This window comes from Clostridium thailandense (assembly GCF_019207025.1).
In the GTDB taxonomy this organism is placed as follows: Bacteria; Bacillota; Clostridia; order Clostridiales; family Clostridiaceae; genus Clostridium_AM; species Clostridium_AM thailandense.
This window is the reverse complement of the sequence record NZ_JAEEGC010000026.1, coordinates 52,068-64,502: the sequence shown is the minus strand read 5'-3', so window position 1 is coordinate 64,502 and position 12,435 is coordinate 52,068. Positions and strand designations below refer to the sequence as shown.

The following is a 12,435-nucleotide window of genomic DNA, read 5'->3' as shown; positions in this document are numbered from 1 at the left end:
TGCAAGGAAAAATATACTATATTTACATTAAAAGAAACTTAGAGTATAATTAAATTTTAGACACACTTAACACAAGTATATCATTAATATTGTAATTTATGCTATTATCATAGCACAAAATTAATGATAGTGTCAATAGTTTTTTGAAAAAAATATAGGTGGGTGATAAAATGAGTGATTTTAAACAAAATCAAGAAGAGGAAACTTTGTATCTTAAAAAGACGCTAAATGTAATTAAAAAGGAACTTCAGAGGGAAGAAGATGCTTTAAAGAATAAATTTAGCGATGTTGTAGCTTCGAGAAAAGAAATGTGGGAGGAAAGTGTTCACTTTTCAGAGGACTTTGATAGAATACCAGAAATGAATCACTTCCTCTCTGAGGTCAATATGGGAACTAAAGACTATATTAGTACGGAAAGGCGTATACAAAGATACAATAAAATGATGAAATCTCCTTACTTTGGAAGGTTTGATTTTATAGAAGAGAGTTTTGATGATGTAGAAAAAATTTATATTGGACTATATAATCTAATGGATTCAGATAATGATGATATTCTTGTATATGATTGGCGTGCTCCAATTTCTAGTATATTTTATCGATGTGAATTAGGTAAAGGGTCTTATAAGTCACCTGTTGGTATAATAAATGGAGATATACTTTTGAAGAGACAGTACAAAATTAAAGATTGTAAGCTTAAGTATTTTTTTGACAGCAGTATAAGAATTAATGATGAAATATTACAGGAAGTTTTAAGTCGCAGTGCATCTTCTAAGATGAGAAGTATAGTAGAAACTATTCAAAAGGAGCAAGATCTTATTATAAGAGATACTGAAAATGAGCTGCTGATTGTACAGGGAGTAGCAGGAAGTGGAAAGACATCTATAGCCTTGCATAGAATTGCATTTTTACTCTATGAAGGATTAAACTCTAGGCTTGGTATAAACAACGTTATTATAATTTCACCTAACTCTATATTTAGTAAGTATATTTCAGATGTTCTTCCAGAGCTTGGAGAGGAGAATGTAGAACAAATTACCTTTGATGATATTATATTAAAATTTCTAGGAAAAAGATTTTCTATTGAAAGCAGGCAGATTCAGCTTGAGACTTTAGTTACTCTTAAGGATGAGGAGAGCTTTTCGTCTAGGATTCAGAGCATTCAGTTTAAGGGATCAGATGTTTTCCATAAGGTGCTAGATAGATTGATAGAGTACTATGAAAAAAACTTAATTGATTTTAGAGATATATACTACGATGGTGAAATAATTGAAACAAGACAGGAGATCAAAAATTTTTTCCTTATAAACAAAATAGATATGCCTATATCCAAAAGATTAAAAAGAATTGAAAATATGATATTAAATAAAATTCATCCTTTAAGAGAGAAAAGACTTGAAAAAATTGAGAGGGTTGTAGAAAAGTCTGGCAATCACATTCTTGAGATAAAACCTTTTAGCAGATTATTAGCAATTAAAGAGGCAAATAGATTTATGAAACATCTTCATAGTTTTACAGAAATAGATTATATGCTATTGTATAAGTTGCTTTTTAGCAAAAAAGAACTTTTGGTTAAGTTATCTGAAGGTTTACAACTTCCTGAAACTATAGATAAAATAGCAGAACAAACTAATAAAAATTTTGAAAAAGGTTATATTTCCTATGAAGATTGTGCTGCACTTTTATATATTAAGCTAAAATTAGAAGGAATTGAAGAGTTTTCGGAGATTAAACAGGTAGTAGTGGACGAAGCACAGGATTATTATCCGCTTCAATATCAAATTTTTAAACTTCTATTTAAAGGAGCTAGATATACTATCTTAGGTGATTTTAATCAAACTATTGAGAAATGTGGAAATAAAAACTTGTATGATGATATTGAAGAAATATTAGATAAAAGAAAATCAGTTAAGATATTTATGAATAAGAGTTATAGATCTTCTGTTGAAATAAATTTATTTTCTCAAAAACTATTAAATAGAAAGTGTGAACTTGTTTCTTTTGAGAGACATGAGGCTGAGCCAAAGGTACTGCATATGGAAAATAGAACTTCAATGGATCAAGCTATTGCTTCAGATATAAATAAGTGCTTTGAAAAAGGATATGAATCAATAGCAGTCATTTGTAAAACAATGCAGGAAGCTTGTGATATAGAACAAAGATTAAAAGAATTGACAAAAGTTGCAGCACTAAAAGATGCAGACACTGAGACTAAAGGATGTGCTTTTATTATTCCAGCCTATTTAGCAAAAGGGTTAGAATTCGATGTGGTTATTATATATGATGCTTGTGCTGAAAAATATAAAAATGATTTTGATAGAAGATTGTTGTATGTAGCATGTACTAGAACCCTTCATGAATTAAGTATTTATTATACTGGTGAAAAAAGCTTCCTTATTTAGATTATTTATCAATTTATAAGTTATGTTCAGTGTGGTTTACCTATTTTTATGATAATATTATTGTTAAAAGGTAATTTTTCACAATATCATGAAAAGAGGTACTGCTATGCTAAATGCTGTAATTATAGGGAGCCTGTTGCACTACTATAGACATCCACGGCCGAAAATTAACTTATAAAAAATATTTATTGGTAACAGTTAACACAAATTAAATATTTTTTTAGAGGACAGAGGACAATTGACATAGGACAGTAAAGGAGGATTTTTCTCCGCTACACTACGAAAAATCTTTAAATTAAAAGAAACTTCTACTTTCTGAGTATTTGAATAAGCGATGTTTTACACTCACAAAACAAGCCTAAAAAAATAAATTAGCTTTCTGACGTAAGGAAGAAAACTTACCTTCACTGTCCTATGTCCTTTGTCAATTGTCCTCTAGAAATATGTTTGCATCTCCCAATTATTACCGATAATTCTCATAGTATAAGTTAAGTGTCTGGTGTGGTTATCTATAAGTGCAACAGTTCCCTCATAAGTTTTTTTATTTAAGTGCCTTTTCAAATACTTGGCGCACAATATCCATTGAAGGAACGCCCTCATGAACTTTAATATCATCAACATAGTATGTAGGAACATAGTAATAGTCATACTGTCTAGCAAACTCTGGTTCTTTTTCTTCATCTACTATTTTAACATCAATCTTTGCATATTCTGGATGCTCTTTTTTTAAGTTCTCCATAAATGAAAAAGCTTGTTTGCAGTATGGACACCAACTAGTTATGAACATAATTACAGGTTTCATTTCTTAAAACACCTACCTTCCTATTATTTATTACAGGAATATTATACAACATTATCATTAATGTTATGTTACATTAGTGAAAAGAATGGAAATAAAATTAGTTTGTGATCAAGAATAATGTGATAAAATAATATTACTAAGAAACATATTGGATTGAAAGGAAAGGTATGGAATGAAATATAGAGTGTTGAAAAAGCAGCATAACAGTAAAAAATGTATAGTATGTGGAATGGAGAATAATTTAGGATTAAAAGCATCCTTTTATGAAATAGAAAATAATGAAGTAGTAGCGATATTTAAGTCTCTTGAGGAACATCAAAGTTATCCTGGGAGATTGCATGGAGGGATAGCTTCTGCTATATTAGATGAAACTATAGGTAGAGCAATTATGATTAAAGATCCTAATATGTGGGGAGTAACTATTGAATTAAATTTAAAATATAAAAAACCAGTGCCTTTAAATGAAGAATTAAAAGTGGTTGGAAGAATTATAAAAGACACAAGAAGAGTGTTTGAAGGCACAGGAGAAATTTTACTTAGTAATGGGGAGGTTGCAGTAACTGCACAGGGAAAGTATTTTAAAATGCCAGTTGATAAAATTACAGATTCTGAATTTCAAGAGGATGAGTGGAAGATAATAGCGTCAAGTAAAGACCCTAAAGAAATAGATATTTGAAGTTGTTTCAATGAATTTATAAATAAGACAGAAAAAATGTGAAATATTATTATGGAGCAATAAGCCTTATAAATTTATGAGGCTTATTGCTCCATAATAATATTTTAATTGCATTTTAAGTAAACGTTTAAATACAATAAATTTAATGCTTTTATTATTTTTAAAAATGTGATATAGTTGCTTATAAGGGAATAATTTACATAATAACAATTATTATTCTGGAGGTAAAAGGACAATGAGTGAGCTGAAGACCAAAAATGAGTTAGCTTTTAATGATGCTGATCAATTATTTGGTAAGTGTATTTTAATACTAATAGTTAGTTTTCTTTTGTCATTTGTAATATCACAGATATTACAAAGTAGAAGTTATTACATAATATATGCTGCCTCTGAAGTTATATGTATATTTTTAATTGTTTCTATAGTTCTTATTATTGGAAGCACCTATGAAAAAAAGTTGAGTATAAATTATCTTATTTGGCTGGGATTTATTGCAATTGCAATTTTTAATTTATTTCATTTATATTATTTTTTAACTAATACAAGGTTTAATGGAGTCTATACCAATATTTCTATTAGGCAGTCTATGTTAGGCAAACTATGTGAAGTTTTAGTTCTGATTATGCTATCTTCAAAAATAGGAATGATTGAATTAAACAAAAAGCTAGGTTTTTTATTAACTATTGTTTTTTCTGTTATTATATCCATAATAATATTATATTTTCCTAAAGCTTTACAAATGATAAAAATAGAACACATATTGATATATATAAGATTTATTATTTTATTATTTGCAATTATAAGCATTTATAGTTTAGAGAAAAAGCAGGAAAATAAGAATATTGCTTCATATGAATATATACTTATGGTACTGATTTTATTATTTTGTACACAATTGAGTTTTATATTGTTAAGGAATATCAATATAAATAATAGTATATGTGTGCACATTTTGAAAATAGCATATTATTACTATTTGTATAAGGCTGTATTTGTTAGTGCCATAGCCTATAAAAATAGAAAAACTGAAAATGAGAATGCTCAGTTAAAAAATTTACAATTTCAAACACAAATAGTACTAAATGCCATGGAGAAGCTGGTTTTAATAGTAGATAAAGATGGCAAGATAGTTATGTGTAATAGAGCACATGAGGAAATTCTTGGGATACCAGTAAAACAGGTTATAGGCATGAATTATAGTGAGTATATGAAGAAAAATAAAGTATTTTTGGAGAAGGAATATAAAAAAAATGATAGTGATAGCAATTTAAAAAGGAGTTATGAGATAACGGTCACTAATATATATGGAGAAAAAAAACGATTGTTATGTGATATATCTACGATATATGATGCAAATGGCAAAATGGTAGGTAAAATAGGAGTAGCTTCTAATATGACAAATTTAAGAGAGCAGCAGGAAAAGATGATTCAACAAGAGAAGCTTGCATTGCTGGGGCAGATGGGTGCAAGCATTGTGCATGAGACAAGAAATTATTTAACGACTATAAAGGGAAGTTGTCAATTGATAGATATACTGACACAAGAAGAAAAGGTAAGAAATTATACTCAAAAAATAAATAAAGATATTAATGAGGTAAATAGAATTATTAGTGAGTTCCTATCATTGTCAAAACCAAGAGAGCTTCATTTAGAAGAGGTTTCTATTTATGATATGGTTCAATCAATAAAATCTATAGTTGAAACATCATCTCTTATGAAAGGTGTAAATATTAGTTTTTATTTATCTAAAGATGAAGAATACTTGTTATGTGATGAATCACAAATAAAGCAGGTAGTACTAAATATTTGTAAAAATGCAGTTGATGCAATGGTAAATACAGAGGATGCTAGATTGATAATTGGAACAGGATATGATGAAAAGACAAATGAACTGTTTATAAGAATAGAAGATAATGGCCAAGGAATGTCAAAAGAAACTTTGAAAAAAATAGGAACGCCATTTTTTACAACTAAAAAAACTGGAACTGGACTAGGATTAAATGTATGTTATACAATAGTTAAGGAACATAAAGGTAGAATAGAAGTAGAGAGCGAATTGGGAAAGGGAACAACCTTTAAGCTTATATTACCATGTATTGAAGATGAAGAAGAGTTCGAAGAGATGATACCGTAAAATTTATGTATTATATTTCTGACATGAGCAAATATTATCCATAGAGGTGATAAGCATGTCAAGAAAAATAATATCTACTTTAGTTTTAAGTATATTTCTCTTTACTGCATGCAAAACAAGTAAAAATGTTCCGGAGCAAGGGTCTATGGAGAAAATTATTCCAAAGCAAGAGACAACAGAAAAAAGTATTCCTAAGCAAAGTGAAGTAAAACCGAGTGAACCAAAACCGAGTGAACCAAAACCGAGTGAACCAAATAAAAATCAGCAGCAATCTCAAAAAAATAGTGGTTCAAAGGCACAGGTGCAGAAACCAGCTCCAAAGAAAGATCCAATAAAAAAACAAACCAATGAGAATAAAATTTTGGCTAGCTTTAATACAAATATATTAGATAGTGATCCGAATAGGGTAAATAACATAAGGCTTGCAGCTAAAAAAATAAATAGTTTTACACTTAAACCAGGAGAAATTTTTTCATTTAATGAAGTAGTGGGAAAGAGAGAAACCAAAACTGGATATAAAAGCGCAAAAATTTTAGTGAATGGAGAAACAAGTGAAGACGTTGGTGGAGGAATTTGTCAGTTAAGTAGTACTATATATAATACTGCATTAAAACTTAACATGGAAATCATAGAAAGACATGAACATAGCGGAGATGTATCTTATATCCCTGATGGAAAAGATGCAGCAGTAAGTTATGGATACAAGGATTTAAAGTTTAAAAATAATAAGGATTACTCAGTAAAATTTTTAGTAAGTGTAAAAAGTGGTAAAGTATATGTTTCAATCTTAAAAGTATAAGCATAAACAAAGTCCCCTTGTGACTTGACTTTTTATTTTCTTCATTATATTATTCAAGGTAGATACACAAAGGGGGAAACACTTATGGTAAATAAAGAGGATTATGTTTCTCGTGCACAAATTGCATTATGGAGTACCAGTATGAAAATTGGTGAGACCGTTAAGAAGTCCTTGGAAGAGTTTGGTGTAACTGAAACACAGCTTAATATGTTGGATTTATTATCTAAAAAAGAATCAAATAAGGTTACGGATTTAGCTGAAAAAATTGGAGTTAAGCCAAGTGCAGTAACAACAATGATTGACAGGTTAACTAACAATGGATTGGTTTATCGTCGACATGATGATGTGGATAGGAGATCTGTACTCGTTTCTATAACAGATGAAGGACGGGAATTGATGAATAAATTTGAGGAAAGATGCCGCAGAATACTAAAAAGCTATCTCTCTCATTTAGAACCAGATGAACTAGAAACTTTAGCTTCCATCTATGAGAAATTAGGCAAGGTGGATATAGAGATAAGTAAAATAGAGGGTTGATTTGTATAAATATAGAACTAGCTGAAAGTTTACCATTAAGTTAGCCTCCAGCTAGTTTTTTTTATTCTAGTTTTTTAAATATATTTTTTGCAACGTCTATTGATCTTAGAAGTATTGACAAATCTTCCTGTGATAGATTCATGAGTTTAGACTTTAAGTTTTCTTTAACCATTTCTGAAATTTCTAGGCAGTATTTTTTACCCTTTTCAGTAACATTGATATTTATTGTTCTTCGATCACTTTCATTATGCACTCTATAAACCAAGTCTAAGTCAACTAATTTATCTATAACAATAGTCATTTGAGGTCTGGAAATAGTTAAATTTTTACACAACTCCGAAATTGATGAACTTCCTTCTTCTTGAAGAAGCCCTAGTACCATTAGTTGATTTAGTGGAGGCATTTTAATGGGTGCTGTATCAAATTTTATAATTTTTTTTATCATTACTGGAAGGAAGGTAATTAGATTTTCAGCTAACACATCCACAGGATTTTTACACATATATTTTTCCTCCTTCTAGTCGGAACGCTGTGTAATTAACCACGTTCGCTCCCCTTCGAGCACGGGGTAAATTAACACGTTCACTTCAGCTCACAAATTACCCGTTAAAGGTTATTTAGACTTTTAACTTCCTAATAATTCTAATTAAAAAATGCATCGACTCTACTAAAGCATTTATTTAACCACGTTAATCTTATCTCCATTACTTAATAAATTTTGTCCTTCTACGATTACATCTATGCCTGCTTGTACATTTCCACTTATTTCCGTAACTTTGTCATCACAAATACCAATATCAACGGATACTTTTTTTACTTTTCCATTATCAGCTACATAAAGATAATTCACGTTATTTTCCATTTTTATTGCTTCGTTTGGAACTGTTAATATGTTATCTTTCTTTTCGGATGGCAAAGAAACCCTTGCAAACATACCAGCTTTAAGTTCTCCTTTTGAATTGTCAATTTTTATTTTTATAGTATAAGAGTTATCTTTTGAATTAGAGTTAGGGCTAATTCTATCTATTACTCCAGTCACTTTTTTGTTGTCTAAGGCACTTATGCTTACTTGAACTGTCTGACCAATCTGAAGTTTTCCAACTACTTTATCTGGAACGTTTACTTCCGAGATAAAGCTACTGCTGTCTATTATAGTAACTGATCCAGATTGACCACCAGCAAGCTGACCGACCTTGACATCTTTAGAAGATACTATTCCATCAATAGGTGAAGTTACAGAAGCATTGCTTAATTGAATTTGTGCAGCATTTACTCCTGCCTGTGCTTGTGCAACCTGTGCTGCTGCAGCTTGTGTAGATTGTGGACCAGACTTTTCGATTATAAGGGTTAGGTTATCTTGAGAAGCCTTTAAGTCCACAGAGCAGTTATCAAGTCTTAGTTTTGCATTATCAAGTTCTTGTTTAGATATAGCTCCGCTAGCGTATAATTTTTGCATTTTATCATAATTATCTTTTGCATCGTTATAAGCTATTTGTGATTTCTGAACTGACTGCTCAGAAGTTGTTATTTGCTGCTGAAGTCCAGAGTCACTTGTTCTAGCTAAATTAGCATTTGAAGCTTCTAAAGCCGCCTGTTGAGATTGAAATTGTGCTTGAAGTTCAGCAGTATCTAGTGTAAATAGCACTTGTCCTGCTGTAACTTTATCCCCTATATCTACATTCACATTAGCAACTTTCCCTCCAACTTTAGGTAAAATTGTTACCTCTTGTACAGGATTCAATTTACTTGCATAATCTACTTCGGTAGATATTGAACCAATAGCTATTTTTTCTACTTTCACATTTTTAACTTCTTGCTTTTCTTCCGCTTTTTTGCTCTTACTAAAAATAGAAGCACATCCGATAATAATTATTATTAAGACTACACCTATTATTAAGTTCTTTTTATTTAAAATGTTAACCTTCATATTGGGTACCCCCCTTAGTGTTTCTTTTTTTCTTAAATACAAATTTTGTTAAGTCATCCATTAAAGTATAAACTATTGGTATTACTATAGGAGAAAGTATAGTCGACGCAACCATACCACCGATAATTACTATAGCCATACTCTGTTTCATTTCACTTCCTTCACCCATAGACAATGCAACAGGAAGCATTGAAACTATCATTGTTGAACTTGTCATTATTATAGGCCTTAATCTTGTAACACCAGACTCAATAAGGGCATCCTTTAAATTCATTCCTTTCTTCATTAAGGTGTTTGTATAGTCTATTAATAAAGTACCGTTTTTAGATGACAAACCTTCAAGCATTATGAGCCCAATCATTGACATTAAATTTAAAGTTTGCCCTGTTAATGCTAGTAAACCAAAGGCACCTATTATAGCACAAGGAAGAGATACCATTCTTATAGCTGGAGTTAAGAAGGATTCATAAAGTACTACTAATATCATATAAACAAGGCATAATGAAGCTCCTAAGGCTAACCCAAGAGAACTAAAGGATTCAGCCATATTTTTTTGAGTTCCACCATAGCTTATACTGTAGCCTGTAGGTAAAGACAGAGACTTTAATTTAGCTTTTATATCATTAGTTACTTCTCCAAGAACTCTACCTTGTAGGTTTGCACCTATGGTGACAACATCCTGTTTATCTTCTCTAGATAATGATGGCTGGCTATCTGCTTTTACAACGGTCGCAATTTGACTTAATGATATTTGCTGTCCAGACGCATTTGAAATTTTTATAGCTTTAATATCTTCAGCACTTCTTATCTGACCATCCATAAATTTAAGCGTTATATCATTTTCTTCATTATTTGCTCTATACACTCCGGTTTTAGTACCTGCTAAAGCAGTTCTGACAGAACTTCCTATATCAGATGTAGCAATGCCGAATTGTGCAGCTGATAGACTATCTATGTTTACTCTTAGTTCACTGCTTTTTATATTGGAAGAGTTGCTTACATCAATAATTCCGGGAACCGTTCTTACTATATTCTCTACTTCTTTTGATAAAGCTTCTAAGGTTTCTTGGCTATCTCCCTTTATACTTATAGAAACAGGTTTACTGCTTCCACCGCCAGATTGGGATTCTGTTACAGTAAAATCTACTCCAGTCATTTTTTTACCAAAGTCACGAACTTGTGATGCAAGCTGAGATTGACTTTTTTTACGTTCATTTTTAGAAACTAGGTTAACCATAATTTCGCCTGTAGCTTTATCAGAACTTCCTTGACTATTTGATCCAACCATTGAAAAATAACTTTTTACTTCTTTCATTCCTTTTAAGTAGTTTTCAACTTGAGTAATCTTTTCGTCTGTTTGCTTTAAGGTAGAGCCTGGAGTAAGAGAGAGATCAATAGTAAAACTACTTTGGTCAGCTGTAGGTATAAATTCGGATTTTAATATTCCCATTGGAATAAGAGCAACGCTGAGCACAATGCATATAATGACAGCTGATAAAACTCTTTTTCTATGTTCTAGAGACCATATAAGAGTTCCTTTATATTTTTCCAGAACCTTGCTGAAGAATCCATCCTTCTTAATTTCATTTTCTTTATTTTCTTTCTTTAATATACGCGATGAAAGCATAGGTGTAACTGTAAAGGATACTAAGAGAGAAAATATTGTAGCTACAACTATAGTAAGTCCAAACTCTCTAAATAGCTGTCCTATCATACCAGACATAAGAGAAATAGGAGCAAATACAACTATATCACAAAGACTTATAGCTACAGCAGCCATTCCAACCTCATCACGTCCATCAATAGCTGCAATTTTAGGAGTTTTACCTAAACCTATGTGCCTTTGTATACTTTCTATTACAACTATTGAGTCATCCACTAATGTACCTACAACTAAAGATAGTCCCATAAGAGACAGCATGTTAAGTGTAAAATTAAGCTTGTACATCATAAAGAAGGTAGCTATAAGGGAGGTAGGTATAGCAACTAAAACAACTAAAGAAGAACGAAAACTACGGAAAAATAAGTAGAGCACAATTGCGGTAGTTATAATTCCTTCTATAAGATTATGCTGTACTTGTTTTAATGAAGAAGTAATAAAGGTAGTGGTATCAAAAGCAATATCAACTTTAATTCCATCTGGAATACTTTTTTTAATTGATTCTAATTCCTTTTTTACACTATTTGCTACTTCTACTACATTTGCATCACTTTGTTTCCCAACAACAACTGCCATAGTTTTTTTACCATTAAATCTTATTTGAGTAGTTGCATCAGGAGCTTCTAAACTTATTTTGGAGATTTCACCCAGACGTACAGTGCCTCCATTTGATGTAGGTACTAACATATTTTTTGCATCGTCTATGCTGCGGAACTGACCAATGACTCTGACAGATTGATCTAACTTGTCCTGCTTAATTTCACCAGCAGGTACATTCAGGTTAACTGTATTTAGTTTACCCATCACAGTATTAATGCTTATGCCATAATACTCCATGGCAGTTTTATCAAGCTTTATTGTTAATTCCTTTTTATCAGCGCCCATTAAGTCTATTTTACCGACCCCAGGTAGCTTTTCTAGTTTCTGTTTTAAGATATCAGATTCATTATAAAGTTCATCATAACTTACATTCCCATTTAGAGAAACTGCCAAAACTGGTATGGCATTAGTATCCATCTTAAATATAGTAGGCTTATCAGCGTCTTTAGGAAGCTTTGATGAAGCATTTTCGACTGCTTTTTGCACATCCAGATATGCAGTGTCTAAATTAGCAGTAGATTTAAAGGTTATTGTAACAGTACCATAGCCTTCTTTTGCGGTCGAATTAATAGTATCAAGACCACTTATTCCTGATACTGCGTCTTCAATAGGTTTTACAATGTCTTTTTTAATATCTTCAGCACTAGCACCGCTATAGATTGTACTAACTGTTATAACAGGATTATTCATGGAGGGTAGTAAATTTGCTCCCATTTTTGTATAGCCAAAAACACCAAGTGCAATTAGCAAAATTACGACCATCCACATTGCTGCTGGTCGTTTTACTGATATTTCAGTTATCTTCATTTTTATCCTCCTTACACACTTTATTGTGTTTAAATATTAATGTTAATAAAAATTTAATGCATAATAATATTTAATATATATTAAATATTATTAT

Annotated in this window: 9 protein-coding genes; 5 read left to right on the top strand and 4 right to left on the bottom strand. The window is 31.0% G+C overall.

Annotated features, from left to right (window positions below; all coding sequences use genetic code 11):
- The first annotated feature begins 170 nt into the window (after positions 1 to 170).
- On the top strand, positions 171 to 2,399 hold the full coding sequence (locus I6U48_RS06245; protein ID WP_218319552.1) for a HelD family protein: 2,229 nt from the start codon (positions 171 to 173) through the stop codon (positions 2,397 to 2,399).
- A gap of 541 nt (positions 2,400 to 2,940) precedes the next feature.
- On the opposite strand, the gene I6U48_RS06240 is transcribed toward I6U48_RS06245, so the two are convergent.
- The gene (locus tag I6U48_RS06240) at positions 2,941 to 3,201 is read right to left on the bottom strand and encodes a thioredoxin family protein (RefSeq protein ID WP_218319551.1); all 261 of its coding nucleotides are present in this window, start codon (positions 3,199 to 3,201) and stop codon (positions 2,941 to 2,943) included.
- A gap of 172 nt (positions 3,202 to 3,373) precedes the next feature.
- Here I6U48_RS06240 and I6U48_RS06235 point away from each other — a divergent pair, with 172 nt between their 5' ends.
- From I6U48_RS06235 to I6U48_RS06220, 4 genes are all read left to right on the top strand, one after another.
- The gene (locus I6U48_RS06235; protein WP_218319550.1) at positions 3,374 to 3,877 is read left to right on the top strand and encodes a PaaI family thioesterase; all 504 of its coding nucleotides are present in this window, start codon (positions 3,374 to 3,376) and stop codon (positions 3,875 to 3,877) included.
- A gap of 235 nt (positions 3,878 to 4,112) precedes the next feature.
- Positions 4,113 to 6,011 (top strand): ATP-binding protein, encoded by a 1,899-nt coding sequence (locus I6U48_RS06230; protein ID WP_218319549.1) that lies wholly within the window; start codon positions 4,113 to 4,115, stop codon positions 6,009 to 6,011.
- Positions 6,012 to 6,066: 55 nt separating this feature from the next.
- Positions 6,067 to 6,810: a VanW family protein gene (locus I6U48_RS06225; protein ID WP_218319548.1), complete on the top strand. Its 744-nt coding sequence runs from the start codon at positions 6,067 to 6,069 to the stop codon at positions 6,808 to 6,810.
- 84 nt (positions 6,811 to 6,894) lie between these two features.
- Entirely contained in the window at positions 6,895 to 7,347 is a 453-nt protein-coding gene (locus I6U48_RS06220; RefSeq protein WP_218319547.1) for a MarR family winged helix-turn-helix transcriptional regulator, read from the top strand.
- A 61-nt stretch (positions 7,348 to 7,408) separates the two neighbouring features.
- Here the strand turns inward: I6U48_RS06220 and I6U48_RS06215 are convergent, their stop codons facing one another.
- The 3 genes from I6U48_RS06215 to I6U48_RS06205 form a co-directional block, all read right to left on the bottom strand.
- Positions 7,409 to 7,849 (bottom strand): MarR family winged helix-turn-helix transcriptional regulator, encoded by a 441-nt coding sequence (locus tag I6U48_RS06215; RefSeq protein WP_218319546.1) that lies wholly within the window; start codon positions 7,847 to 7,849, stop codon positions 7,409 to 7,411.
- 174 nt (positions 7,850 to 8,023) lie between these two features.
- The gene (locus I6U48_RS06210) at positions 8,024 to 9,274 is read right to left on the bottom strand and encodes an efflux RND transporter periplasmic adaptor subunit (RefSeq protein WP_218319545.1); all 1,251 of its coding nucleotides are present in this window, start codon (positions 9,272 to 9,274) and stop codon (positions 8,024 to 8,026) included.
- Entirely contained in the window at positions 9,264 to 12,341 is a 3,078-nt protein-coding gene (locus I6U48_RS06205) for an efflux RND transporter permease subunit (RefSeq protein ID WP_218319544.1), read from the bottom strand. The genes I6U48_RS06210 and I6U48_RS06205 overlap by 11 nt, the downstream gene beginning before the upstream one ends.
- Positions 12,342 to 12,435: the final 94 nt, after the last annotated feature.

Bases quoted from the DNA above. Each gene is read 5' to 3' on its own strand.
- I6U48_RS06210 (WP_218319545.1), bottom strand. From the start codon at position 9,274: ATGAAGGTTAACATTTTAAATAAAAAGAACTTAATAATAGGTGTAGTC.
- I6U48_RS06245 (WP_218319552.1), top strand. From the start codon at position 171: ATGAGTGATTTTAAACAAAATCAAGAAGAGGAAACTTTGTATCTTAAA.
- I6U48_RS06240 (WP_218319551.1), bottom strand. From the start codon at position 3,201: ATGAAACCTGTAATTATGTTCATAACTAGTTGGTGTCCATACTGCAAA.
- I6U48_RS06205 (WP_218319544.1), bottom strand. From the start codon at position 12,341: ATGAAGATAACTGAAATATCAGTAAAACGACCAGCAGCAATGTGGATG.
- I6U48_RS06225 (WP_218319548.1), top strand. From the start codon at position 6,067: ATGTCAAGAAAAATAATATCTACTTTAGTTTTAAGTATATTTCTCTTT.
- I6U48_RS06230 (WP_218319549.1), top strand. From the start codon at position 4,113: ATGAGTGAGCTGAAGACCAAAAATGAGTTAGCTTTTAATGATGCTGAT.
- I6U48_RS06215 (WP_218319546.1), bottom strand. From the start codon at position 7,849: ATGTGTAAAAATCCTGTGGATGTGTTAGCTGAAAATCTAATTACCTTC.
- I6U48_RS06220 (WP_218319547.1), top strand. From the start codon at position 6,895: ATGGTAAATAAAGAGGATTATGTTTCTCGTGCACAAATTGCATTATGG.
- I6U48_RS06235 (WP_218319550.1), top strand. From the start codon at position 3,374: ATGAAATATAGAGTGTTGAAAAAGCAGCATAACAGTAAAAAATGTATA.